Origin of the sequence: Limnomicrobium aquaticum (genome assembly GCF_040545545.1) — a bacterium.
In the GTDB taxonomy this organism is placed as follows: domain Bacteria; phylum Pseudomonadota; class Alphaproteobacteria; order Rhizobiales; family Rhizobiaceae; genus Ensifer_A; species Ensifer_A aquaticum.
Map to the genome: position 1 here is coordinate 169,682 of NZ_JBEPMB010000006.1, position 25,306 is coordinate 194,987.

The following is a 25,306-nucleotide window of genomic DNA, read 5'->3' on the forward strand; positions in this document are numbered from 1 at the left end:
CATACCGGCGGCGATGCGGCCGTCTGATGTCCGCGTCGGCGGATGTTGTTGAAAGGTTTCTTCATGCGGAAATTGTCACTGTCGGCCCTTCTTTGCAGTGCGGCGCTTGCGGCGGTTCTTGCTGGTGCTGGCGGCGCATGGGCCAAGTCGGCGGACACACCCGCCAAGCCGGCGGTCGATGTGAAATTCGATCCGGGCTCGGTGGACAGTTTCTCCGGCGCCTATCTCGCGGCCTTCACTGCGGACAGCGATGGCGATCACAAGAATGCCATCGACCTTTATCGTGTCGCGCTCGATTTCGAACCGAACAATCTGCAGCTCCAGGAGCGGTTGATGATCAACCTGTTCCTGAATGGTGACTTCGAAGAAGGCGTCAAGCTCGCCCAGACACTGAAGAAGGACCCGTCCGTCGAGCGCGTGACGACGCTGTCGCTCGGCGTCGACGCGATCCGCCAGAAGCAATTTTCCAAGGCCCGCAAGCTGCTGGTCTACAAGGGCCCGAACGACCTCGACCGCATGATGAACAACCTTCTCGTGGCCTGGTCCGATTTCGGCGCGGGCAAGAAGAAGGAAGCGATCGACCAGGTGGTGAACCTGAACGGTCCCGACTGGTTCAAGATCTTCAAGAACTACCATGCCGGCGTGATGTCTGCGCTGGCCGGCGACAAGGACGGTGCGCGCAAGTATCTGACGGATGCGATCACCGACAAGGAAGGCGGCGCGGCTGCGCAGGATGTCTATGTTCGCTCGGTTATCGCTCTGGCCGGATTTGAGGCGCAGAACGGCGAAAAGCAGAAGGCTTTCGACGCGCTGGCATCGGGAGAAGGCCTGACGGGCCGTTTTGCGCCGTTCCAGACCGTGCGTGCGATGATCGAAAAGGGCGAGCCGATCAAGCCGCAGGTGGCGTCACCCGCCGATGGCGCAGGCGCCGTTCTGTTCTCGGTTGGCAGCGCGCTGAACCAGTCGGTCAGCGGCAATGTCGGCATGCGCGACAACGCGCAGGAAATCGTGGCTTTCTATCTGAATGCCGCTCTGGCGCTTTCGCCGGACAGCGCGGATGTCATGATCCTTCTGGGCAACGTCGCCGATGGTGCCGGCAAGCCGGAAAAGGCGATCGAATATTACCGCAAGGTGGATGCCTCCTCGCCGATGCATCGCGTCTCGGAACTGCAGCTGGGCCTCGACCTCAGCCAGACCGGCAAGGCGGATGAGGCGGAGACGCATCTCAAGGCGCTGATTGCCGAAGACCCTTCCGACTTTCGCTCCTACCTCGCGCTCGGCAGTGTCTATGCCGACAAGGAAAACTATGCCGCTATGGCGTCGACCTATGACGACGCCGTGAACTCGATCGGCCAGAACCCAACACGGGCACAATGGGCGGTGTTCTACCAGCGCGGCATCGCCTATGAGCGGCTGAAGAAGTGGGCGGATGCCGAACCGAACTTCAAAAAGGCGCTGGAGCTCTTCCCAGACCAGCCGCAGGTGTTGAACTATCTCGGCTATTCCTGGATCGACATGAACATGAACCTTGATGAGGGCATGGCCATGATCCGCAAGGCGGTCGAGCTTCGTCCCGATGACGGCTATATCGTCGATTCGCTTGGCTGGGCCTATTACCGCACCGGCAAGTATGAAGATGCTGCGCGCGAGTTGCAGCGTGCCGTGCAGCTGAAGGAAGGCGACGCCACGATCAACGACCATTATGGCGATGCGCTGTGGCGGGTTGGCCGGAAACTCGAGGCCACGTTCCAGTGGAACCGCGCCCTGATTGCCAAGCCTGAGCCGGATCTTGAGGCCAAACTCAAGGCCAAGCTCAAGGACGGCCTGCCGGATCTCAACGGCAAGACGCCGGCTGAAGCGGATGCCGAAAAGGCCATGCAGACGCCCGCCGCCGATGTGCCGGGCAAGAAATCCTGACCGGGCAACCGAACAGGACCCTTCGCCATGGCTCTCACTGAAATCGCCCCGGCGAAAATCAATCTCGCGCTGCATGTCACCGGGCAGCGCGACGATGGTTATCATCTGCTGGAAACGGTCGTGACCTTCTCCGATGCCGGCGACGTTGTCACCGTCGAGGCTGCGCCCGAAGACGCCTTTTCCATGTCAGGCCGCTTTTCGCAAGGGCTCTCGCGCGAAGCCGGCGGGTCGGACGGCAACCTCGTCTTGCGGGCGCGCGATGTGCTGCGCGAGGCTTTGTCGGAAGAGGGCATGAGCGCCCCACCCGTCGCCATCCATCTTGAAAAGAACTTGCCGGTCGCTTCGGGCATTGGCGGCGGCTCGGCGGATGCGGCCGCAACGCTGCGCGCGCTGCTGCGCCACTGGCATGCGACGCCCGCGGCTTCGACGCTCGACAGGCTGGCTTTGAAGCTCGGCGCGGACATTCCGATGTGCATGGTGGGCAAGCCGCTGATGGCGAGCGGTGTCGGAGAAAATATCGCGCTCCTGCCCGCTATGCCGTCCTTCCATTGCATCATTGCCAATCCGCTGCAGCCGGTTTCGACACCGCAGGTGTTCCAGCGCCTGACGGAAAAGAACAACGCACCGATGGGTCCCCTGCCCGCGCTTTCCAGTGCAGCCGGCTGGCTTTCATGGCTTGGCAGCCTGCGCAACGATCTCGAGCCACCGGCGCGGCTGGTGCAGAGCCGGATTGCCGAGCTTTCCGGACTGATGAAGGACACGGGCGCTGCCCTTGTCAGGATGTCCGGCTCGGGTGCAAGCTGCTTTGCGCTTTACGAAACGGAAGCTCAGGCGCGCGAAAGCCTCGAGCGGTTGACAGCGGCGCGGCCGCAATGGTTCTTCATGCAGACGCGCACGGTGGGAAAGGGAGAGACAGACGATGCCAGGACTTGACGAGACGCGGCCCTTCATTCCCGTCGGTATCGCCATACTGACGGTCTCCGACACCCGGACGCTGGCCGATGACAAGTCGGGCGATACGCTGCAGGCGCGCATTCTCGACGCAGGGCACAAGCTGATAGACCGCGCGATCGTGACGGACGACAAAGCCTTGATCCGCGAACGCGTGGAGGCGTGGACGAAACGGGACGAGATTGATGTGGTAATCACGACCGGCGGCACAGGATTTACCGGCCGCGATGTGACGCCCGAGGCCCTGGAACCACTGTTCGAGAAGAAGATGGATGGCTTCGCGGAAGTCTTCCACCGCATTTCCTATGACAAGATCGGTACATCGACGATCCAGTCGCGCGCCACGGGCGGCGTTGCCAATGCCACCTTCATCTTCGTGCTGCCGGGCTCACCGGGGGCCTGCAAGGATGCCTGGGACGGCATTCTGAAGGGGCAGCTCGACTATCGACACATGCCCTGCAATTTCGTGGAAATCATGCCGCGGCTGGATGAACATCTGAAGCGCGGGCACGCGAAATAATCAGTCTGCGGTCACGCTATCGCGCCGGGTCACCCAGGCCGGAATGATTTCAGAGCGCAACACGCGCTTCTTGAGGCCAGAGGCCAGCTTTTCCAGATCGAAGCCGCTGCGGACCAGCGAGACGGCCTGACGCTTGGTGAGTATCACGCCATTTTCCAGCGCCGACCGCTTGCGGCCAATGCGCTTGAGCAGCGGCTTACGGAAGGTGCGGGAATCGGAAAAGCGCGCCGGATCGCGCGTCACCGAGGCGTATTCGAAAATTTCCTCGATCCAGCCAGGTTGCGGTCGCGCGCCCGGCTCGATGAGGAACAGCCAATCGCCGCGCGCGCCGTCCAGCACATCCTTCATGTCCCAGTCGCCGTAATAGCGGCAGCCGGCGGCTTCGGCGAGCTTCTGGATGCCGTCGCTGGAACCGTTGTCGAGAATGAGAACATCGGACACAAGACCCTCGACAGCACCGGACACCAGCGCATTCAGCGTATGCGCCGCCTCGGTCTCCTGATCTCTGCATTCCATGATGATCGTCAGCATAAAACCGATTTAACGCATTGCAGCATGAAATGCCACATTTCTGTCATCGGGTGGGTTCGCAAGTTTGTTCTTGTCTTGTTCTCTTTTTCGAGATAGGAATATAGTCATTGAAACGGCGGCTGAGTCTTGCTGCCCAGGAGTTTCCGATGGCAATTCGAACCGATTTTGCCGAGGGTGCTTTTGCGCCCTCGCACAGGGCAGACGTGGCCGAAGCGCTGGCGAGCCAGTCTGGCGCACGCATCGACGTCAATCGCCGGCGCGGCCGTGCGGCTGCGCTCAACATGGCCGGACGCTTCGAGACGCTGGAACGTGCGCGGACAGATGACGGCTGGGATATCCCGGAAGAGCTGCCGCCTTTCAAGACCGAAGTGCAGGTGGAAAAGCCGCGCACGGCGTTAACGCGCAACGAGTCGCCCGACATTCCCTTCGACCGCTCGATCAACCCCTATCGCGGCTGCGAGCATGGCTGCATCTATTGTTTCGCCAGACCGACGCATTCGTACATGGGTCTGTCGGCGGGGCTCGATTTCGAGGCAAAGCTTTTTGCCAAGCCCGATATCGCCAAGCTGCTTGAGCGCGAGCTTTCCAAGCCCGGCTACAAGCCGCGGCCGATCGCCATCGGCACCAACACCGATCCTTATCAGCCGATCGAGAAGGAATGGCGGATCATGCGCCAGGTTCTTGAAGTGCTGGAGGCCGCGCATCATCCGGTGACGATAGTGACGAAGTCGGCACTGGTGACGCGCGACATCGATATCCTGAGCCGGATGGCGAAGGACGGTCTTGCCAAGGTTGCACTCTCCGTCACCACGCTGGACCGTTCACTGGCGCGGGCCATGGAGCCGCGTGCTGCGACGCCGGCGAAACGGCTGGAGGCGATCAAGGAACTCTCTGAAGCTGGCATTCCGGTTGGCGCGATGATGGCGCCGATCATTCCGGGCCTGACCGACCACGAGATCGAACGCGTTTTGGACAGCGTGAAGGCGGCTGGCGCACGCGAGGCCAATTACGTCATCCTGCGCCTGCCTTTCGAGGTCAGCCCACTCTTCCGCGACTGGCTTCTGCGCAATTATCCGGATCGTTATCGGCATGTCATGTCGCTCGTGCGCTCGATGCGCGACGGCAAGGATTATGACGCGGAATTCGGCAAGCGGATGAAGGGCGCCGGCCCCTATGCCTGGCAGATCCATCGCCGCTTTCAGATGGCCTGCAAACGGCTGGGCCTCGACCAGCAGCGCCTGCCCTTGCGCGACGATCTCTTCGTGCCGCCGCTTGGTGCGGGCGTACAGCTCTCGCTGCTTTAGTTGAATCAACTCCAGTCGCCGTGACGTTTCCCCGCATCACGGCAGCTCCCCGGCGGACCGCCTCTCTGCCGGGACTTGCGGGGAATCGGCGCGGCATGCCAAAATCGCCGCATGATCAAACGCGTGCCCGCCGATTCCCCCACTCTTTTCGCCCTTCCGGAAGGCCCCGATTTCGCCTTCGAGGATATGGCGCGGCGCGAAGGCTTCAAGCTTGTTGCCGGCGCTGACGAGGCCGGTCGCGGCCCGCTTGCGGGGCCTGTTGTCGCCGCAGCCGTGATCTTCCACGACAGGCACACGCCGAAGGGTCTCAACGATTCCAAGCAACTGAGTGTGGCGCAGCGCGAATATCTGTTCGAGGAGATCATGGCGACAGCGACAGTCGCCATTGCCTCCTCCAGCGCGCCGACGATCGACCGGATCGACATCCGCAAGGCGAGCCTCGATGCCATGCGCCGCGCGCTGCTGCTTCTCAGCGTTCAACCGGACTACGCGCTGATCGACGGGCGCGACGTGCCGCCAGAACTCCATTGCCGTGGCAAGGCCGTCGTCAAGGGTGACGCGCGCTCGCTGTCCATTGCAGCCGCCTCGATTGTCGCCAAGGTCACCAGGGATCGAATGATGACCCGTGCCGGGCTCGTCTATCCGGCCTATGGTTTCGAACGCCATGCAGGTTACGCCACAGCCGAACATCGCGCCGCCATCAAGCAAGTTGGCGGCTGCCTGCTGCATCGATGGAGCTTTCGGCCGCTTCGGCAGGACGATGGCTTGGCTGAAGAGCACAGCAAGGATTGACACTGCCCCGTGGCGGAATGCCGGCGCGGTGCCTGAATGCTCTCCCACCCATTCAAGGCTCGTTGGATGCCTCAGCCCCAAAACGCAAAAAGGCCGGCGCGAGGCCGGCCTTCCGAATTCCCGTTGAACCGATCGATCAGTTCAGACGCGTGCGAACCTGATCGATCGCGTTCTGGAAAAGCGCGTCACCGGTGGCGCCGGTCGCCTTTTCGGCGGCAATCTTCTGAGCGGCTGCAATCGCGATATCGACTGCGGCAGAACGAACGGCGCTGATGGCGTCGGTTTCGGCCTGCTTGATCTTCTGCTCGGAAAGCTGGTTGCGGCGCGCGACATATTCTTCCGTCTTGCGCTTGGCTTCGTCTGCGAGCATCGCAGCTTCGCGCTTGGCGCTGGCCAGGATATGTTCTGCTTCGGCCTCGGCTTCCTTGCGCTTACGCTGATATTCAGCCAGCAGCGCCTGGGCTTCTTCGCGAAGGCGGGCGGCCTCGGCGAGCTGCGACTTGATTTCGTCAGCGCGCTTGTCGAGTGCCTTGCCAATCGTGCCCGGAACCTTGAGGTAGATCACAAGACCCAGGAACAGAAGCAGCGATACGAAGGCCCAGAGTGTTGCCCAATCTGTTGCGTTCATCGAAGAACCCTCCTCAGTTGCCTGCGGCCGACTTGACGGCGGCAGCGGCTTCCGCGCTCGTCAGCTCGACGCCAACGACCTGACGGACGATTTCGGTTACGGTTTCTTCTGCAATCGAACCGACCTCTGCGAGAGCCGCAGACTTGATCGATGCGATATGCTGTTCAGCAGCAGCGAGCTTCTGGGACAGGCTGGCTTCGACAGCCGCCCGTTCCTTCTCAGCCTCGGCCTTGACGGCGGCGCCGGCTTCGGCAGCGATGCTGGAAGCCTTGGCGCGGGCGTCGGCGAGTTCCTTTTCGAAGGCAGCAACCGCTGCATCCGATTCAGCCTTCATGCGCGATGCTTCGTCGAGGTCGCGCGCAATCCGGTCCTGGCGATCTTCAAGGATCGCACCGATGCGAGGCGCAACCGCGCGGGAAATGATCAGGTAGAAAATGCCGAACGTAATCGCCAGCCAGAGGATCTGGGAGCCGAAATAGTGCGGGTTGAACGGCGGGAAACCGCCTTCGTGGCCGGCTGCTTCCGCAGGAACCTGCGTTCCGGCTGCAGCTTCCGTTGACGCGGCAAAAGCCGATGTCACGAACATTGTCACCTCCAGGTGCGGATACGTCATGAAAAAAGGGCCACGATGTTCGCCGTGCGAAGCCCGTGGCCCTCTTTGGATCGAAGAGGTATCAGCCGAACAGGGCGAGCAGTGCTACGAGCAGCGAGAAGATGCCCAGAGCTTCCGTAACGGCGAAGCCGAAGATCAGGCGGCCGAACTGGCCGTCAGCAGCCGACGGGTTGCGCAGTGCGCCAGCGAGGTAGTTACCGAAAATGGTGCCGAGGCCGATGCCAGCGCCGCCCATGCCGAGGCAAGCGATACCAGCGCCGATGTACTTTGCTGCTTGAGGATCCATGTTCTACTCCTTGGAAATGGTTTTGTTGCGGCTTTAGACTGACGCCGATTTGGCGTCAACGTTTTTTTCCCTGTTTACTGCTTAGTGCCCAGGATGCAGAGCGTCGTTGAGGTACATGCAGGTCAGAACCGCAAAGACGTATGCCTGGAGGAACGCGACAAGGAATTCGAGACCGGTCAGCGCCACTGCCATCAGGAGCGGCAGAACAGCGCCGGCGACGCCGATGGCGCCAAGCGAACCGAGCGAGAAGACGAAGCCCGCAAACACCTTCAGCGTGATGTGACCGGCCAGCATGTTTGCGAAAAGACGAACCGAGAGGCTGATCGGGCGGGACAGGAACGAGATCACTTCGATGGCGACGACGAGGGGCAGAAGAACACCCGGAACACCGCTTGGAACGAAGAGATTGAAGAAGTGGAAGCCATGCTTGTAGAGGCCGTAGACCACGACAAGGCCAATCACCAGGATCGCCAGCGCGAAAGTAACGATGATGTGGCTGGTGATCGTGAAGAAGTATGGGATCATGCCGAACAGGTTGGCTACCAGAATGAACATGAACAGCGAGAAGACCAGCGGGAAGAACTTCATTCCGTGGCTGCCGGCGCCGTCGCGCAGCATGTTGGCGACGAATTCGTAGCTCATTTCAGCCACCGACTGGCCACGGCCCGGAACGAGGGCGCGGCTGGAGGTCATGAAATAGAGGAAACCGGCCGCCGCAATGACGGTGATCGCCATGAAGAGCGAGGAATTGGTGAACGAGAGGTTCAGCCCGCCAAATTCGATGTGAACGAGTTCCTTGAGGTGGAACTGGTGGATCGGATCAACCTTGTCAGCTGCAGACACAGTCAAGTCTCTTTCGTTCTGTCGCCATCCGTTCGGGATCGCGTCTTTTCATCATCAATGCCGCGGGCGAAAGCCCTGGCAGTTCATTTCCTGTCGTCGCGCTTCCGAGGCTGCGGTGTCGCCACCACGCCGAGCGCGCGCATTACATTCAGCACCGCCGCACAGAACCCGAGAAGGAGGAAGACAATCATCCCCCACGGCCCGGTTCCGGCCAGCGTATCGACGAGATAACCGATCAGCGCGCCCACGAGGACGCCCGCTATGAACTCGCTGGAAACCTTGATTGCCTGGGAATATGCGCTCTTGTCTGCGCCCCTGGCCTTGTCCCCTGCCCTGTCAGCGGCCGTCTTTCGTTCCGCGAGGCGCTCGCCCAGTTCGTTCAGGCGCCTGTCGAGACCGTCTTCCCCGTCGTCCATGTCAGCGCCCTCCACGGTCCGTTTTCGATGCAACCCTCTCCGGTCGCGTCCAACGTCAGTTTTGCGGCGCCAGTATGGCCCGTTCCTCAATTCGCGCGCAACATAGTTTTGTGAACCCGTCTAGTCAAGGCTGAGGGGTGATGAAGTCTTAAAGAGTTTCTTCAAGAAAATCAAAAGGTTGCAAATGTGAGACGAAAGTTATCCGGAATCACTTGCTCAAGAGGGGTCAAAAGGCCGCAGGCAAGCGGCCCAAGACGTCAACTCCAGCCACCGTAACGGGTGCGATAGAAGATGTGATCGCCAATACGGGCGACCCTTTTCATCGAACGCGCCCAGGCCGGATGGACATAGGTCGCGTGATAGTGCGTGGCGGAGCCGACTTCCGGTAGCCAGATCTTGCCGGCGGTCACGGCCATGGCGACATCCTTGGCGATCTGCCAGCTGTCGCGGTTCAGGATACGGTCGAGGAAGTTGTCGCAGGCGAAGGAGAACTGGCAGCGGTTCTGCCAGCTTTCATTCTGGTAGACGACGCTGCAGATGGTTTTGGGATAGGCGGGATTACGCACACGGTTCAGGATAACCTGCGCGACGGCGGCCTGACCTTTGATCTCCTCGCCGCGCGCTTCGAAATAGATGCCGCGCGTCAGGCAGTCCTGTTCCTTCTCGTCGAAAACGATCGGCGGCAGCGGCGTGGCCGCCCAGGCATGGTCCTTCGGCCCGATCTCGGGCACGAAGCGTCCGTCATCGGCGTCCTTGTTCAGAATCGAGTCAAAGGGCGAAACGCTGGCATAATCCGGGCCTGCGCTGGCATAGGCGGTTGCGAGAATATCGGCGCGCTTGTTGTTGACGAGCGTGGCAATCTCGGTGGGCACGGTGTCGTCGACAGCCTGCGGCGGCTTCTTCACATAGAAGGTCCCGGCGATCTGCAGTTCCTTGCCGGTGATCTTCGGCTTCACGAAGGCGAGCTGCTTGTCGAGCTTGGTCAGCGGCGCAAAGTTGAAGCTGGTTCGGTCAAGGATAGAGCCTGCCGAGAACGCCTTCGGCGGAGCAACCGGAATGATGGCCAGAATGCGGGACTTCTTCAGGCTCCGGGTCACCCGGGCTTCGTCGGGCGTTCCGCCCTCGCCCTTGGCTTCGTCACGCAGTGCCACCTTGGTTCCGTCGGGCATGGAAAGCCCGCCACCGGCTGCGATGGCACTCGTCTTCATCGGATCCTTGAAAACAACGTCGGCCTGCTGGATGGAGCCCGCAGGCGAGCGCGTCAGCAGCATGTTGGCGCCGCCGCTGTTCAGGCCCGCGAGATAAGCGGCAATGTCTGATCGCCCCGTTTCCGTGGGAAGCGCCATGTGCGCTGCAAGCCCCAACGCGGCAATCGTCATAATCTTGCGGTTCACAAAGCCGCTGGCGCCAAGCGCAATCGCATTCACACGCACGCACGCAACTCCAAACTGCATTCTTCGTTGCAGGTGAAAATGCATTATTAACCTTGATACTTGGTTAACATGCCTCACGCGCGCAGTTGTGCCCGCAAGCGATCTGCAATGCAAGCGTCAGATGACGACCTGCGAACCCAGTTCGACAACGCGGTTAGACGGCAGCCGGAAGTAGTCCGACGGGCGCGTTGCCGTGTTGGCAAGGGCAATGAAAAGCTTGTCCTGCCAGAGCGGCATGCCGCCATCCGGGCTTGCCAGCAGCTGCCGGCGGCCGAGATAGAAGGAGGTCGACATGATCTCGAACTTCATGCCTTCCTTGCGGATACGCCCCAGCGTCTTCGTGATGTCAGGCATTTCCATGAAGCCGAAGCGGACTTCCAGGCTCGTGAACCGATCGGAGAGATGCGACAGCGAATAGCGGATATCGTCCGGTACATAGGGCTTGTTGGCCGTGCGCACCGACAGGATGATGTTATGTTTGTGCAGGACGTGGTTGTGCTTGATGTTGTGCAGCAGCGTTGCCGGCGCAAAGCCGGGATCGGACGTCAGGAAGATCGCGGTGCCGGGAACGGTCGCCGGCGCGTGGTCGCTTTCGCGGCTCACCATCTCGATAAACTTGTCGATCGGAATGTTGTTGGCCTTGGCCTTCTCGGCCAGGATACGGCTGCCGCGGCGCCAGGTCCACATGACAATGACGATGCCGCCTGCGATCAGGATCGGAACATAGCCGCCGTCGTGGATCTTGAAGAGGTTTGCGCCCAGGAAGATGAGCTCCAGCACAAGAAGCGGGAGCAGGCCGGCAATCGCTGCAGCGAGGCTCCAGTGCCACTGCTTGCGCACGAATTCGAAGGCCATGATCGTGGTGATCGTCATCGCACCCGTCACCGAGATACCATAGGCCGTGGCCAGCGCATCCGAGCTGCGGAAACCGAGGACGAGGAGCACAACGCCGATCATCAGGATCAGGTTCACGCCGGGCAGGAAGATCTGTCCGGTATGGGTCTCCGAGGTATGCTGGATTTCCATGCGCGGCAGGAAGTTGAGGTGGATGGCCTGACGCACCAGCGAGAAGGCGCCGGTGATGACGGCCTGACTCGCGATGATGGTCGCGGCGGTCGCAAGAATGACTGCCGGCAGCAACGCCCAGGACGGAAACATCAGGAAGAACGGATTTTCAGCCGCTTCCGGGTGTTTCAGAATGAACGCGCCCTGCCCCAGATAGTTGAACATCAGCGCCGGAAAGACGAGCGCGAACCAGGCAAGCTGGATTGGCCGGCGGCCGAAGTGGCCGAGGTCGGCATAGAGTGCTTCGGCACCCGTCACCGTCAGGAAGACGGCGCCGAGCACAACGATCCCGATCCACTTTTCCTGAATGAGGAAGGTGGCGGCGTGATAAGGGTTCAGCGCCGTGAAAATCGTCAGATCGTCAGCAATGTGGTACAGCCCGATGACGCCCATAGCCAGGAACCAGACCGCGGTGATCGGCCCGAAGAAGACCGATACGGCTGCCGTTCCGCGGGACTGCACCAGGAAAAGGATCACAAGGATCGTCAGCGACAAGGGCAGGACGAATTCCTTCAGTTCCGGCGTAACGAGCTGGAGACCTTCCACAGCGGAGAGCACCGACAGCGCCGGGGTGATCATCGCGTCACCCAGGAAGAGGGCCGAGCCTGCGATCCCCATGAAGAAAAGAATGGCAGCGTGGCCGTTTGCCGTCTTCATCAACAGGGCAAGAAGCGAAAGCGTACCGCCTTCGCCGCCGTTATCGGCGCGCAGCAGGAAGAGCACATATTTCAGCGTCACGATGATCGTGAGCGTCCACAGCATCAGCGAGATGATCCCGATCACTTCGAAGCGATCAAGCCCGTCGGCCGAAACGGGCCGCAGCGCTTCCTTGAAGGCATAAAGCGGGCTTGTACCGATATCGCCATAGACGACACCGACAGAGCCCAGCGCCAAAGACAGCAGGCTCTTGAGGCCCGCGGGCTCCTGATTTTCATGTTCAAGCGAATTGCTCATGATGAACCTTTACGCTCCAAGCCGTTAGGCTCAGAGCCACCCTTTCCAACGGAAAAAGAAAAACGGGACGACTGCCGATACGACCATCACACACAACGCGAACGGATAGCCAAAGGTCCATTCGAGTTCAGGCATGACCTTGAAATTCATGCCGTAGATGGAAGCAGCAAGCGTCGGCGGCAGAAAGACGACGCTGGCGATGGAGAAGATCTTGATGATGGCGTTCTGCTCGAGATTGATGAAACCGAGAGACGCATCCAGCAGAAAGGTGATGTTGCCGGACACGAAGTTGGCGTGCTCCGACAGTGACTGAACATCCCGCGTGATGGTGCGGCAAAGTTCGCGCATGTCCTTGTCGTCCTGCAGGACCGGCAAGGCATAAAAGAAGGTGAGCAGGCGATAGAGCGAGGCGAGGCTGTCGCGCGTCTTGGCGACCAGCCGCTGCTCTTCGCCGATGTTGAAGAGAATGGCCTGCGGGAAAGCCCTGCTCCGCTGACCGGCGCGCGCATTGGCGGTGAAAACCTGGCGTGAAATGGCATCGACCTTGCGCTCGGCCATTTCGAGGATTTCGGCGCTGCGGTCGCTAATCGTTTCCAGGAGCCGCGACAGGACCTTGATGCCGGACCAGCGGCCATCGACGCAGCGGGAGAAGGCGCCGACGAACAGGCCGATCGACTTCGGCTCGACATAGCGGATCGTCACCAGCCGATCCTTGGCGAGAACGAAGCCTACATCTGCGAGCTCGGGCTGTTCACTTTCGGCACGCCAGACAACAGAGGCGGTCATGTAGATGGCGCCGTTTTCCGAGTACAGGCGGCTCGACGGCTCGATGTCCTTCATCTCGTCCCGCGTCGGGACGGCAATGCCGAGCAGGCGTTCGACCAGCGTTTCCTCATCGCGCGTTGGGCAATGAAGATCAATCCAGACGGTGTCGTCCGGACAGATATCAATCGGCTCTGCGGCTGCAAGAGGCCGTGCGCTGCCATCAGCGCGATAAAGCATGATCATGAAACGGGATGGTCCCTGCCAATATGAAACGTCGTGTGCGGTGTTATCGTCAGGCTCGAAAGCCGCGTCCGCTGTCCAAAGGATTTTCCTACGTTCATTTCAATTACGCCGGAACCAGGCGGGTTTCCATGACCACCCCGGGGAAGGCTCCTGCTGCGCTGCATTCAAACCACAGGCCGGTTAAGATTCCAAGCGGAAATTTGACGAAAATCCGGCTTTTCAGAGATGTGCACCTGTGGCGTACCGCCGCTGAGGCAACGGGTTGCAGCCGCCTCACTCAAAGGAAATGTCCGGAAATGCCGGCGCTGCGCGGCCTTCGATACCTTCCCACAGCTTGCGGGCGATTTCCTTATAGGCCTTCGCATGCGGGCCATCGGGCTGGCTGACGACAACAGGTGTTCCGGCATCGGAGTTCAGCCGAATGTCCATGTCGAGCGGGATTTCGCCGAGGAAGGGCGCGCCGATCTTCTCCGCTTCGGCCCTCGCCCCGCCATGGCCGAAAATGTCATGGCTCGTACCGCAGTTCGGGCAGACGAAATGGCTCATGTTTTCCACGATGCCGAGGATTGGAACCTCGACCTTGTTGAACATGTTGACGGCCTTGCGCGCGTCGATCAGCGCCAGATCCTGCGGCGTCGAGACAATGACTGCGCCGGCCAATGCTGCCTGCTGTGCCAGTGTCAACTGCACATCGCCGGTGCCCGGCGGCATGTCGATGACAAGTACGTCGAGATCGCCCCAGGCCACTTCACGCAACATCTGCAGCAAGGCCGACTGGATCATCGGACCACGCCAGATCATCGCGGTGCCTTCGTCCACGAGGAAGCCCATCGACATGACTTTCATGCCGTAATTTTCCATCGGGCGTATCCGGCCATCAATCTGCTGAGGCCGACCGGCGATTTTCATCAGTCGCGGCAGGGACGGGCCGTAGATGTCGGCGTCAAGCACAGCTGCGCGCAGACCATTGGCCTGCAGGGCGAGTGCAAGATTGACCGCAGTCGTCGACTTGCCAACGCCCCCCTTGCCCGAAGCAACCGCAACGATCGCGCCTATGCCGGGGATGGCCTGCTTGGCCACCGCGCGGGGCTGGGCGTGGGAATGGGCATGCGCTGGACGCTGTGCCTGCGGCGGCGGGGTGGGTGCACCTGCCTTGCGGTCAGCCGTCAGCACCACGGTCGCCGCGCCGATGCCCGGAACGGACGAGGCCAGCGCCGCGGCCTGCTCGCGCAGAGGCTCAAGGCTGTTTGCGCTTTCGGAGGGAACGGAAATGGAGAAATAGGCCTTGCCCTGCGAGACGAAGACATCGGACACAAGGCCGAGGCTGACAATGTCCTTGCCCGTACCCGGCATCTGCAGCGTCTTCAGCTTGTCGAGGACCTGTGCCGAAAGTTCTGCCGACATCGCATTCTCCTTGCAATCGCTGGCGCAGCCATGCGTTCGATCGATGGCGCGTTTCGAGCCTCATTTAGGGCAGGAGGGGCCTTACGGCAAGAAGTTGTCGCGACGTCCGGGGTTCAGGTGCCGACCGGGGCCCATATCGTAACTGTCGATCGGGGAGACATCCTCGCCACCGCGCACCATGCGATCGACCATGAAAAGCGGCCGTCCCTTGCTCTGTTGCACCAGGCGCCCGACATATTCGCCGAGGATGCCCAGCGTGATCAATTGCACGGCACTGAAGACGGTGATGGCGACCATGGTGCTCGACCAGCCTGTGACGGCCCAGCCAGCCTCGAAGCTGTAGAATGTGTAGGCCAGAAGGGCCATGGCAATGAAGGCCGTGACGACACCCGCCCAGGAGGCGATGCGCAGCGGGCGGGCCGAGAACCCGGTGATCGCATCGAGCGCAAGGCGCAGAAGCTTGGAATAGGAATATTTTGTCGTGCCGGCATGCCGCTCGTCGCGTTCGTAGACGATCGGGACTTGGCGTCCGCCGATCCAGCTGATCATGCCGCGCAGGAACCGGTCACGCTCCGGCATGGACAGGAGAAGCTCTGCAACGCGGCGCGTCATCAGGCGGAAATCACCGGTGTCGGACGGAATATCGACGCTCGCGAGCCAGCGAAGGAGGCGATAGAAGAGAGCCGACGTCGTCAGCTTCATCCAGCTTTCACCCTTGCGGATGCCACGCTGTCCGTAGACCACATCCGCTCCGCGATCCATCATGGCCATCATCTCGGACAGGAGTTCCGGCGGATCCTGCAGATCGGCATCGATGAGCAGGATGCGGGCACCACATGACGAGGCGATGCCTGCCGTCGATGCGAGTTCGTGGCCGTGATTACGCATGAGCCGAACGCCGACGATCTGGGGATTTTCGCGCGAGAGCGCCTCAATTTTCGCCCAGGTCGTATCGCGCGAGCCGTCATCGACGAGGACCAGTTCAAAACTGTCGGCAGCAGCGGCGCGCCCGGCCGCCATTGCACGGCGAGCGAATTCCTCGATCACTTCCTCCTCGTTGTAGCAGGGCGCAACGATGGAGACTTTCAGCGGTGTGTCGATTGAACTCATGGCACCTTCCGTTGACTGCGGCGTTCTATATAGGGGCCACTGAGGAACCTACCAACGTCCTTATTGCACCGAAATCACGAATATCCACGTAAATCTGACCCTCGCCGCGCTCAGCGGATCAGGCCGATTCTCAAGGCCTTCGCGACGGCCTGGGTGCGGTTGGAAGTTCCGAGCTTCTTGGCAGCGCGGTTGAGGTAGTGGTTGACGGAATGTTCGGAGACGCCGAGCACTTCGGAAATTTCGGAACTCGTGCGCCCTGCAGACGTCAGGATGAGGCATTCGACCTCGCGCTCGCTAAGCTCCTCCGAAGGCTTTTCATCGGCGTGCTGAAGCTGCGAAATGCGCTCGAAAACCAGCGTCGAGATCATCGAAAGTTGCAACATTTCGTTGACTTCCGCCGGTTCGCGGTCACCCGAAAGCACGACAGCCGCCCGGTTGCCCAACACGTCGTGCACCGGAAAATAGACGCCGCGTGCCATATTGAAGCTCTTGAAGAGTTCAACCGCCGTGGCGACCGGACCCTGCAGCTCCTGCTCCGAAATATTGGTCATGTCGAAGCGGAAGGGCGTCACTGACTTCTTCAGGCGCGCCAGGATAGGGCTGCGTTTCAGGAAGCCGTTTTCGTCATAGCGATTGACAAGTTCCGCCGGCCAGCTGCAAATGATGGACAGGGCGGAGAGCGTGATGTCTTCCAGATCGCGCGGCATGCGCATAACCATGAAGGCACGCCAGCCGAAATCGGCAGTCACGCGCTTGAGGGCGCGGAACACATCGAACTGGGTTCTGAGCTCGGAGAACTCCAGTTCGAAACTGGCGCCGGCCTTCCACAGTTCAGCGATATCTCGCTCGGTGAACAACATATGTCGCAAGACAATACCTTTCGATGGGCTCACCATCAGCAAAGATGAACATTCATCAAATCAGAGCGCCCATCGACACCGATACGATAGAAGAAGTCAATCGATCAATCTCAGAATTAGCATTTGATAAATTTGGCTCATCTAATTCGATATCAAATTCAATCCCAGTGACATTTTGCCGGAATGAACTACACTCCCTCGTTGTCACTTCTTTCAGCCGCCCTTGCGTCTCATATCACAGCGCGCGATCCGGGACCGAGTCGGGCGAAAAGTTCGAACTCGATTCGCCGCGCCGTTTCGGCCAGATCGTCGCGCCACGAATCGAGTCGCGAACGGTCGGCCCTGTAAGCCGGCGCGGTGATGGAAATACCGCACGCCCTGTCACCCGCTGAAATTCCGATGGCAATACAGCAGATTCCGGGCTCGTGCTCTTCCAGATCATAGGCCACGCCATCCTGACGTACGCTCCTCAGAGCAGCGAGTAATTGATCCCTGTCGCTTATTGTTGTTTGCGTAAATTGCCTGAAGCTTATCTTCGGTAGCAACTCCGTCAAAATCCCATCATCCAGAAGCGCGAGCGCAGCCTTGCCTATACCCGTGCAATAGACGGGCGAAACGGCGCCCACTCTGGAGTGCATGCGCACATTCTGCTGAGCCTCCACCTTATCGAGATAGGCGATTTCGGTGCCGGTCAGCACACCGAAATGCACGGTCTCACCGACCTTTTCGCGCAAGCGCTCCAGATGCGGACGCACGACTGTCCGGATGTCGTTGCGCACCCAGGTGAGCGATGCAAGATGCAGGAGCCGCAGGCCCAGGCTATAGCGCCCATCACGGCCCGTTTCCAAAAGACCTTCATCAAGCATCTGGCGCAATCGCCGATGCAGCGTGCCCCGCGGCTCGCCGGTTGCAGCGAGCAGATCGGAGAAACGCAACGGTGATGGAGCGCGCGCAACCGCATCGAGGATCGCCATGGCTTTCCCGAGAGTTCCCGTATCGCGCTCGCTCACGTCGTGATCCTTTTGTTCGGCTCGAAATGACTTGACGTGTGCAAAGATAGGCCCGATTATTCCGAATAGTCAAACATAGTTCCAAATAATGGAACAATTGGCCTGCCCGCTGCCCGTTTCGCGGCCTTTGCGCAGCATGGCTAGGGAGGATCAATGCGGCCTGATCACGTGAGGTATACCTGCCTGCAGGGCGCGCCTGTTCTTGTCACGGGCGGCGCAAGTGGTATCGGCGCAAGCCTGGTTGCGGGCTTCGCCGAGCAGGGTGCGCGCACCGCCTTCATCGATATCGACGCGGAGGCCGGCGCGGCTTTGGTCGAGTCGCTTGGGAACGTCACGCATCCGCCGCACTTCATACAGGCTGACCTCTCCCGTGTCGCCGATGCACAAACGGCGGTGCGCAAGGCTGCCGATCTTCTGGGCGGGCTGAAGGTGCTCGTCAACAACGCGGCGCGCGACGACAGGCACGATCCGGCAACGATCACGGAAGCCGAATGGGATTCAAGCCAGGCGGTCAACCTGAAGCCACTGATGTTCGTCACCCAGGCCGCCCTGCCCTATTTTGAGAAGTTTGCCGGTGCCTCGGTTGTGAACTTCTCCTCGATTGCCTATCTGCTCAACATGGGCGATCTGCCGGCCTATGGCGCGGCCAAGGCCGGGATCATCGGCCTGACCAAGACGCTTGCGGGGCGGCTCGGCCCCTCTGGCGTTCGCGTCAATGCCGTCCTGCCGGGCATGATCGTGACAGAGCGGCAGAAGAAATTATGGCTGACCGAAGGGGGCGTCGCGTCTTTCGTAGCGGAACGCCAGTGCCTGAAGCGCCCGCTTGAGGCCGCCGACCTTGTGGGGCCCTGCCTTTTCCTTGCCTCGTCGCAATCGGCTGCGATGACTGCGCAATCCATAATCGTCGACGGAGGCGTATTTTGATGAATGAACCAAGGCTGATCGCTGTCGACTGGGGGACGTCCTCCTTCCGGCTTTGGGTTCTCGATCGCGATGCCCGGGTGATTTCGGAAAGCCGAGGTGGCGACGGCATGCTGTTTGCTGCCCGCGAAGGCTTTGGCAATGTGCTGTTGCGGCATCTGAACGCGGCCAAGGCGCCCGCCGATCAGCCTATTCTAATTTGCGGTATGGCTGGCGCGCGCAGCGGCTGGGCGGAAGCAGGCTATGTCGAAACGCCAGCGGAACTATCGGCGATCAGTCAGGGTGCGATTTCAGCGCCCGGTATCAAGCGCGACATTCGCATCCTGCCCGGACTTTGCCAGCGCACGGCCGGGCGGCCCGACGTCATGCGCGGCGAAGAGACGCAATTGCTGGGCGCGGCCGCTGCGATCACCGAGCGGGCGCTGGTCTGCATGCCCGGCACGCATTCGAAATGGGTGACGGTTGACGAGGGTCGCGTGGAGGGTTTCTCGACCTACATGACGGGCGAACTCTATGACGCGATCACCAAGCATACGATTCTGGCCGCGCCCGACAAGACGGTCGGCGAAGGCGCAGACAGCGCGTCGTTCAAGGATGCCGTCAGAGCCGCCTTCGCCCAGCCCGGACGTGTGACCAGCCAGCTTTTTGCCGCACGTTCAGGCCAGCTTCTCAACGGCGCGACGCCGGCTGCGGCGCTCGCCCATATTTCCGGTACGCTGATCGGTGCGGAAATCGGCGGTGCGACCGGCAGCGACAACCGTCACAAGATACGCCTTGTCGCCTCCGGTTCCATGCGTGCACTTTATGAAAGCGCATTGACGACCGTCGGGATTGCTCACGAAAGCATCGATGCCGACGACGCCGTCCGCAAGGGGCTGGCAACAGCCGCAAGTGAAATCTGGTCCTGATTCCCTTTTCCGCAATTTCCAGGAGTGAAGGCAAATGCCCGTCCCCGTTCCCTTTCCGCCGATCAAATACCCTCTGGTCGCCATTCTGCGCGGCCTGAAGCCGGAGGAGGCGCAGGACATTGTCGGCGTGCTGCTCGATGAAGGCTTCGAGGCAATCGAAATTCCGCTGAATTCGCCCGAGCCCTTCAAGTCTATCGAGATTGCCGCCCGACACGCACCCTCGACCGCGCTGATCGGTGCCGGGACCGTGCTGACCGTCGGCGACGTCAACCAGCTGCTGGATGCAGGCGGACGGCTCTTTGTCAGCCCCAATGTCGATGTGCCGGTGCTGACACGCGCTGTCGATCTCGGGATGGTCACGTTGCCGGGCGTCTTTACCGCGACGGAGGCACTCGCTGCCGCACGCGCGGGCGCGACAGGGCTCAAGTTTTTCCCGGCCTCCGTCCTCGGCCCGGACGGGATCAACGCCATCCGCGCCGTGTTGCCCGCCGATCTGATGATTGCAGCCGTGGGTGGCGTGTCGGACAAGAATTTCGGCGAATATGCCAAGGCCGGGATCAAGGCCTTCGGGCTCGGTTCCAGCATCTACAAGCCCGGCATGAAGCCCGCAGAAGTGCAGTTGCGTGCCCGCGCGACGCTTGCCGCCTATGACGCCGTCTTTGGAGCATCCAACGCATGAAAACGCATGACTTCAAGGGCCACGCCCTCGACGAACACAACCTCCACCTCGGCGAAGGTCCGAACTATGATCGCGCGACCGACACGGCGACGTGGTTCAATATCGTCGATAAGGAGCTGCACGAACTGAACCTTTCGACAGGCGCCAAGACGGTGCATGCCCTGCCCGCCATGTGCTCGGTTCTCGCCCGTATCGACGACAAGCGGCAGGCGCTGGTTTCGGAACACGGCATCTATATCCGCAACCGCGAGACTGGCGCGACCGAACTTGTCGTCGAGATCGAGGCAGACAAGCCGAACATGCGCTCCAACGACGGGCGCGTGCATCAGAGCGGCGCGCTCTGGTTCGGAACGATGACCAAGACCGGCGAAGGCCGCACGGGCGCGGGCTCGATCTATCATGTCGCGGGCCGCAAGGTGACGAAGCTCTTCTCCGGGATTTCAATTCCGAACAGCATCTGCTTCTCGCCAGATGGGGCGACGGCCTATTTCGTCGATACGATGGAAAACATCATCAAGAGTGTGGCCGTCGATCCGAAGACGGGCCTCCCGGCCGGCGAGCCACGCGTGTTCTCGGACGAGCGCGAAGCGGGCGGGGCTGCCGATGGTGCGGTCTGCGATGCCGACGGCAATGTCTGGAGCGCACATTGGGACGGCGGCAGCGTGCACCAGTTCGATCCGTCGGGCCGCAAGCTTGCGATCTACAAGCTGCCGACCCCGCAGACGTCGTGCCCCGCCTTCATCGGCCAGAATGCCGACCGGCTGATGGTGACCAGCGCATGCGAGGGCATGGATGCGGCCCGGCTGGCAGCAGAACCCAAGGCCGGTTTCACCTTCGATCTCGGTATCAGGGTCAACGGCCGTTTCGAGCCGGACTTCAAGTGGGACTGAGATTGATCACCGGAAGCGCCGCCATTGGCGGCGCTTTCTAACTCGCTGCCCGCGATCTGAACCTGTCGAAGGGGAAGACCGCGACCATCAGCCCGACGAAAACCAGCACCATTCCTGCGAGGCGAACGGGGCCGAACTGTTCGCCGAGGAGCAGCGCCGCGGAGACGATACCGACAATAGGCACCAGCAGCGAGAAAGGTGCGACCTGGGCTGCCGGATAGAGCTTGAGCAGATAGGCCCATATGCCATAGCCGATATTGGTCGAGACAATGGCGATATAGGCGACCGCGCCGATGCCGGCCCAGCCCATATGCAGGAAGGCCGCCTCAATCTCCTGCGGGCCCTCGAACAGATAGGACAGCGCCAGCAGCGGCAGCGGCGGGACAATGCTAAGCCATGTGACCATGGCGAACATGTCGATCTTGCCGGCGCCGCGCAGGGCCACGTTGCCGATCGCCCAGCATAGGGCCGCGCCGAGGCAGAACAGCAGACCGACAAGCGTCACACCACCTCCGCCGGCAGTCGTTGCAATCGCAGCCAGTCCGAGGAAGGCAATGCCCGTCCCGGCCATCTGGCGCGGGCTGACCTTTTCGCCGAGGACCAGTGCCGCGATCGGACCTGTGAGGAAGGCCTGTGACTGGATAACCACCGAGGCGAGGCCCGCCGGCATGCCGACCTTCATACTGATAAAGAGCAGCCCAAACTGACCGGTGAAAAGCACGAGGCCAATGAAAATGAAACGTGGCCAGGGCACGGCGGGACGCGGAATGAAGACGGCGGGCGCGGCAGCCACCGCAAAGCGGAGCGCGGCCAGAAGAAGCGGCGGCATCGTGCCGAGCCCAACCTCGATGATGACGAAATTGATGCCCCAGGCGACGACGACGAACAGCGCCAGCAAGATTTCGCGCGGCCTCATGGGCTCTTCTCCCGATTCAGTTGGAAAGTCCTACGATGAACGCGAGATCAGCGTAAGCGAATTTCGCTGACAGAGTCATCAGTGCAGGTGATGGATCACGCCTTTCCTACCCGACACAGGCCAAAAAGTACCGGGGCAGTTGCCTGCCCCGGCTTATTATTCCCATCAAGTATCAGAAGGTACTGAAAACTCAGGCCGCAGCGGATGCCGAAAGCGGAACTTCGGCAATCGTCTGCAGAACGCGCGATGCGATCTGGTAGGGGTCCCCTTGCGAGTTCGGGCGGCGGTCTTCGAGGTAGCCGCGGTAGTCGTTCTTCACGAAGGAGTGCGGAACGCGGATCGAGGCGCCACGGTCGGCAATGCCGTAGGAGAACTTGTTCCACGGAGCCGTTTCGTGCTTGCCGGTCAGGCGCTTGTCGTTGTCCGGACCGTAGACGTCGATGTGTTCCTTCCAGTTCTTGGCGAACTGGGCCATGAGAGCTTCGAAATATTCCTTGCCGCCAACTTCGCGCATGAACTTGGTGGAGAAGTTGCAATGCATGCCCGAACCGTTCCAGTCGGTGTCGCCGAGCGGCTTGCAATGATATTCGACGTCGACGCCGTACTTTTCGCAAACGCGCTCAAGCAGGTAACGAGCCATCCAGATTTCGTCGGCGGCGCGCTTGGAGCCCTTGCCGAAAATCTGGAATTCCCACTGGCCCTTGGCCACTTCGGCGTTGATGCCTTCGTGGTTGATGCCGGCTTCGAGGCAGATGTCGAGGTGCTCTTCAACGATCTCGCGGGCAATGTCGCCGACGTTCTTGTAGCCGACGCCGGTGTAGTACGGGCCCTGCGGTGCCGGGTAGCCCTGTTCCGGGAAGCCAAGCGGGCGGCCATCCTTGTAGAAGAAGTATTCCTGTTCGAAGCCGAACCATGCGCCCTCGTCGTCGAGGATCGTCGCGCGGGCGTTCGACGGATGCGGCGTGACGCCATCCGGCATCATGACTTCGCACATGACGAGAGCGCCGTTGGTGCGGACCGGGTCGGGATAGATTGCGACCGGCTTCAGAACGCAGTCCGAGCTGTGACCTTCAGCCTGCTGGGTGGAGGAGCCGTCAAAGCCCCAGAGCGGGAGCTGCTCCAGCGTCGGGAAGGCGTCGAATTCCTTGATCTGTGTCTTGCCGCGCAGGTTCGGAACCGGCTTGTAACCGTCGAGCCAGATATACTCGAGCTTAAACTTGGTCATTTGTGTTTCTCTCATCCTTGAAATGTGATCGGTCTATGAGAACCGTTACAGGTCAGGCTTCCGGCTTCATGCCGCCGCCACAGGCCGACAATTTCCATGCACGGACCGTGCCAGTTTTGATGCGAGGCCCCAAAGAAATGCGAAAATCTTTGATTTTGCGGCGCAATATAAGCACCGAAATGCCGAGAGTTTTCTGCTGCGCCCGCGAAATGAATGATTCTCAACAGCTTAGGAGGAGGACCCGGAGGCCTGAAAAACGACCTAAAACCGCGATTAAAATTTCGCCACCGTTTTAAAAATCGTTTCCACGAGGCGGTTGTGATTATTTTTTATGCAAAAGATTATTATTTTTGCATTTTCCGGATATTTCATGTGCATTCCGTTTCGAGATCGACTATATTCACGTCATAAACTGGGGAAACCCCACAACCGAACCGTGAAAGGCCAACTCATGCATACGGAGCATCATCGCCAGTCCGCGACGATCTATATGTTCCCGTTGTCGCCGCGCCTTGCTCAGCGAGGCGGCGTCGGCAGTCAGGATATCGAACGAATGAAAAATTACGTGGACTGCAGCTCGTCCTATCATCAGGACGCGATCAACGAAGAACTGCAGCACGAAACGTCCAACGGCAAGCCGCATTCATGAGGCATGCAGCGACGTTGACTGAAGTCTGAGCCCGGCCTTCGTGCCGGGCTTTTGTTTTATTGGGGCTTGTGTCAGCTGCGGCCGAACTGACCGGTGAAATCGATGTATTTCTCGGCCAGGAATGTTTTGACAGCGTTGCGATCCATGGCCTTTCCATAGAAGTAGCCCTGCGCCATGCCGCAGCCGAGCGCCTTCAGCTTCAAGGCCTCCGCGAAGTCCTCCACCCCTTCGGCAACCACTTCCAGACCCAGTCCTTCGCACATGGCGACAATCGCCCGGATGATATGTTCGGCGGCAGGGTCCTGGGTGATCCGGCTGACGAAGGCGCGATCGATCTTCAGCTTGTCGAAGCTGAAATCCATCAGCCGTCCCAAACTGGACTGACCCGTGCCGAAATCGTCGAGCGATATCCGGATGCCCTCGGCGCGCAGGTCGGCAATGATCTTGCTGGCGGTTTCCGGATCGGCAACGACCGCCGTCTCCGTGATCTCGAGTTCAAGCCGGCGCGGGTCCAGTCCGACGCGATTGATGATCGACATCACGTTCTGGCTGGTGCGCAGGTCGGTCAGTTGCGCAGAGGAGAGGTTGAAGGAGAGAAAGAGGTCGTGCGGCCAGGCGACGGCAGCGGCAGCCGCCTTGCGCAGCAGTGTCTCCGTCAGGATATCGATGAAACCGCGCTCCTCGGCGAGCGGAACGAACACCGCAGGGGAAACAAAGCCGAGATCGGCATCCGTCCAGCGCGCCAGCGCCTCGAACCCGACCACCTCGTCTCCGGCGAGATTGACGATCGGCTGGAAATGCACGTCGACTTCGTCGGCGATGATGGCGTTGCGCAGCGCCTGCTCGATCTGAGTGGAGCGCCGCATTTCATCGGCTATCTCGCTCGAATAGACGGTCACGCTTCCCGTCCCCTTGCGCTTTGAACGATAGAGGGCCGTTTCAGCGCTCTTCAGGATATCTGGAAAATCCTCACCGGCGAAGGGGTAGACGGCGAAGCCGAAAGACGCAGACAGCCGAACATGGCGGTCACCCAAGTCGTAAGGGGCGGAAAGCACTTCCTTGAACATGGCGCCGATTCGCTCGGCGCCATGGCGCTCGAAGACAAGCGGCAGAACGAAGGCGAACTCGTCACTGCCATGCCGGGTCACGATCGCGCCGCTCGGCATGCAGGCGCTCAGCCGGTGCGCCACCTGGCAAAGGATTTCGTCGCCGGCGTCGCGACCGAAGAGGTCGTTGATCGGGCGAAAACCATCGAGATTGGCAACGCCGAGCGTGAAGGGAGCAGGATCGTCGGCGCGTTCGGCTGCGAGCTGGGTGACCTTTTCGCGCAAGCGATTGCGGTTCCCGAGCCCTGTTAGGGGATCGGTGAAACCGGAACTCTGCTCGTTCTGCAGGATCATTTCTGCATTCGCAGATTTCACCAAACCCCCATCTCCCGGACACGCGATGCAGACAACGTTGATTTTAACTATT

25 protein-coding genes are annotated in these 25,306 nt (G+C 60.6%); 9 read left to right on the forward strand and 16 right to left on the reverse strand.

The features are described from left to right. Positions 1 to 63: 63 nt before the first annotated feature. The 3 genes from ABID16_RS17695 to moaB are packed head-to-tail and all read left to right on the forward strand — an operon-like array spanning position 64 to position 3,388. Entirely contained in the window at positions 64 to 1,917 is a 1,854-nt protein-coding gene (locus ABID16_RS17695) for a tetratricopeptide repeat protein (RefSeq protein ID WP_354557686.1), read from the forward strand. Positions 1,918 to 1,944: 27 nt separating this feature from the next. Further along, the gene (locus ABID16_RS17700) at positions 1,945 to 2,850 is read left to right on the forward strand and encodes a 4-(cytidine 5'-diphospho)-2-C-methyl-D-erythritol kinase (protein ID WP_354557687.1); all 906 of its coding nucleotides are present in this window, start codon (positions 1,945 to 1,947) and stop codon (positions 2,848 to 2,850) included. Then, complete coding sequence (gene moaB, locus ABID16_RS17705; RefSeq protein ID WP_354557688.1) at positions 2,837 to 3,388, forward strand: molybdenum cofactor biosynthesis protein B; 552 nt, start codon at positions 2,837 to 2,839, stop codon at positions 3,386 to 3,388. The genes ABID16_RS17700 and moaB overlap by 14 nt, the downstream gene beginning before the upstream one ends. Here the strand turns inward: moaB and ABID16_RS17710 are convergent, their stop codons facing one another. Then, positions 3,389 to 3,919, reverse strand: coding sequence for a glycosyltransferase family 2 protein (locus ABID16_RS17710; protein WP_354557689.1), 531 nt, complete (start codon positions 3,917 to 3,919; stop codon positions 3,389 to 3,391). It abuts the gene before it with no gap. 146 nt (positions 3,920 to 4,065) lie between these two features. Here ABID16_RS17710 and ABID16_RS17715 point away from each other — a divergent pair, with 146 nt between their 5' ends. Further along, on the forward strand, positions 4,066 to 5,223 hold the full coding sequence (locus tag ABID16_RS17715; protein ID WP_354557690.1) for a PA0069 family radical SAM protein: 1,158 nt from the start codon (positions 4,066 to 4,068) through the stop codon (positions 5,221 to 5,223). Between the two features lie 111 nt (positions 5,224 to 5,334). After that, positions 5,335 to 6,015 carry a ribonuclease HII gene (gene rnhB / locus ABID16_RS17720; RefSeq protein ID WP_354557691.1) on the forward strand — a complete coding sequence of 227 codons (681 nt, stop codon included), beginning with the start codon at positions 5,335 to 5,337 and terminating at the stop codon, positions 6,013 to 6,015. A gap of 136 nt (positions 6,016 to 6,151) precedes the next feature. Here rnhB and ABID16_RS17725 read toward each other — a convergent pair whose 3' ends face one another. The 12 genes from ABID16_RS17725 to ABID16_RS17780 form a co-directional block, all read right to left on the reverse strand. Continuing rightward, a complete protein-coding gene (locus ABID16_RS17725) occupies positions 6,152 to 6,643 on the reverse strand; it encodes a F0F1 ATP synthase subunit B (protein WP_354557692.1) in 492 nt (163 codons plus the stop codon). A gap of 13 nt (positions 6,644 to 6,656) precedes the next feature. Further along, positions 6,657 to 7,229, reverse strand: coding sequence for a F0F1 ATP synthase subunit B (locus ABID16_RS17730; RefSeq protein ID WP_354557693.1), 573 nt, complete (start codon positions 7,227 to 7,229; stop codon positions 6,657 to 6,659). A gap of 88 nt (positions 7,230 to 7,317) precedes the next feature. Continuing rightward, a complete protein-coding gene (locus ABID16_RS17735; RefSeq protein ID WP_109855594.1) occupies positions 7,318 to 7,542 on the reverse strand; it encodes a F0F1 ATP synthase subunit C in 225 nt (74 codons plus the stop codon). Between the two features lie 81 nt (positions 7,543 to 7,623). Continuing rightward, positions 7,624 to 8,385 (reverse strand): F0F1 ATP synthase subunit A, encoded by a 762-nt coding sequence (locus ABID16_RS17740; protein ID WP_354557694.1) that lies wholly within the window; start codon positions 8,383 to 8,385, stop codon positions 7,624 to 7,626. Between the two features lie 83 nt (positions 8,386 to 8,468). Next, complete coding sequence (locus ABID16_RS17745) at positions 8,469 to 8,801, reverse strand: AtpZ/AtpI family protein (RefSeq protein WP_354557695.1); 333 nt, start codon at positions 8,799 to 8,801, stop codon at positions 8,469 to 8,471. Positions 8,802 to 9,058: 257 nt separating this feature from the next. Beyond that, complete coding sequence (locus ABID16_RS17750; protein WP_354557769.1) at positions 9,059 to 10,180, reverse strand: cell wall hydrolase; 1,122 nt, start codon at positions 10,178 to 10,180, stop codon at positions 9,059 to 9,061. 171 nt (positions 10,181 to 10,351) lie between these two features. Further along, positions 10,352 to 12,253 (reverse strand): potassium transporter Kup, encoded by a 1,902-nt coding sequence (locus ABID16_RS17755; protein WP_354557696.1) that lies wholly within the window; start codon positions 12,251 to 12,253, stop codon positions 10,352 to 10,354. A 30-nt stretch (positions 12,254 to 12,283) separates the two neighbouring features. Then, complete coding sequence (locus ABID16_RS17760; protein ID WP_354557697.1) at positions 12,284 to 13,261, reverse strand: magnesium transporter CorA family protein; 978 nt, start codon at positions 13,259 to 13,261, stop codon at positions 12,284 to 12,286. 273 nt (positions 13,262 to 13,534) lie between these two features. Beyond that, a complete protein-coding gene (locus tag ABID16_RS17765; protein WP_354557698.1) occupies positions 13,535 to 14,665 on the reverse strand; it encodes an Mrp/NBP35 family ATP-binding protein in 1,131 nt (376 codons plus the stop codon). Positions 14,666 to 14,746: 81 nt separating this feature from the next. Then, complete coding sequence (locus ABID16_RS17770) at positions 14,747 to 15,775, reverse strand: glycosyltransferase family 2 protein (protein ID WP_354557699.1); 1,029 nt, start codon at positions 15,773 to 15,775, stop codon at positions 14,747 to 14,749. A gap of 110 nt (positions 15,776 to 15,885) precedes the next feature. After that, the gene (locus ABID16_RS17775) at positions 15,886 to 16,635 is read right to left on the reverse strand and encodes a helix-turn-helix transcriptional regulator (RefSeq protein ID WP_354557770.1); all 750 of its coding nucleotides are present in this window, start codon (positions 16,633 to 16,635) and stop codon (positions 15,886 to 15,888) included. A 230-nt stretch (positions 16,636 to 16,865) separates the two neighbouring features. Then, complete coding sequence (locus ABID16_RS17780) at positions 16,866 to 17,645, reverse strand: IclR family transcriptional regulator (RefSeq protein ID WP_435532445.1); 780 nt, start codon at positions 17,643 to 17,645, stop codon at positions 16,866 to 16,868. Between the two features lie 153 nt (positions 17,646 to 17,798). On the opposite strand from ABID16_RS17780, the gene ABID16_RS17785 reads away from it, so the two are divergent. The 4 genes from ABID16_RS17785 to ABID16_RS17800 are packed head-to-tail and all read left to right on the forward strand — an operon-like array spanning position 17,799 to position 21,043. Further along, positions 17,799 to 18,569 carry an SDR family NAD(P)-dependent oxidoreductase gene (locus ABID16_RS17785; protein ID WP_354557701.1) on the forward strand — a complete coding sequence of 257 codons (771 nt, stop codon included), beginning with the start codon at positions 17,799 to 17,801 and terminating at the stop codon, positions 18,567 to 18,569. After that, on the forward strand, positions 18,569 to 19,474 hold the full coding sequence (locus ABID16_RS17790) for a 2-dehydro-3-deoxygalactonokinase (protein WP_354557702.1): 906 nt from the start codon (positions 18,569 to 18,571) through the stop codon (positions 19,472 to 19,474). Before ABID16_RS17785 ends, ABID16_RS17790 begins: the two co-directional genes overlap by 1 nt. 34 nt (positions 19,475 to 19,508) lie before the next feature. Then, positions 19,509 to 20,153: a 2-dehydro-3-deoxy-6-phosphogalactonate aldolase gene (locus ABID16_RS17795; protein ID WP_354557703.1), complete on the forward strand. Its 645-nt coding sequence runs from the start codon at positions 19,509 to 19,511 to the stop codon at positions 20,151 to 20,153. Then, the gene (locus ABID16_RS17800) at positions 20,150 to 21,043 is read left to right on the forward strand and encodes an SMP-30/gluconolactonase/LRE family protein (RefSeq protein ID WP_354557704.1); all 894 of its coding nucleotides are present in this window, start codon (positions 20,150 to 20,152) and stop codon (positions 21,041 to 21,043) included. Before ABID16_RS17795 ends, ABID16_RS17800 begins: the two co-directional genes overlap by 4 nt. Positions 21,044 to 21,080: 37 nt before the next feature. On the opposite strand, the gene ABID16_RS17805 is transcribed toward ABID16_RS17800, so the two are convergent. The 3 genes from ABID16_RS17805 to ABID16_RS17820 form a co-directional block, all read right to left on the reverse strand. Beyond that, on the reverse strand, positions 21,081 to 21,959 hold the full coding sequence (locus tag ABID16_RS17805; protein ID WP_354557705.1) for an EamA family transporter: 879 nt from the start codon (positions 21,957 to 21,959) through the stop codon (positions 21,081 to 21,083). Positions 21,960 to 22,149: 190 nt separating this feature from the next. Next, entirely contained in the window at positions 22,150 to 23,184 is a 1,035-nt protein-coding gene (locus ABID16_RS17810; RefSeq protein WP_354557706.1) for a glutamine synthetase beta-grasp domain-containing protein, read from the reverse strand. Positions 23,185 to 23,904: 720 nt separating this feature from the next. Further along, positions 23,905 to 25,257, reverse strand: a complete 1,353-nt coding sequence (locus ABID16_RS17820) for a putative bifunctional diguanylate cyclase/phosphodiesterase (RefSeq protein ID WP_354557707.1) — start codon at positions 25,255 to 25,257, stop codon at positions 23,905 to 23,907. Between the last annotated feature and the right edge of the window lie 49 nt (positions 25,258 to 25,306).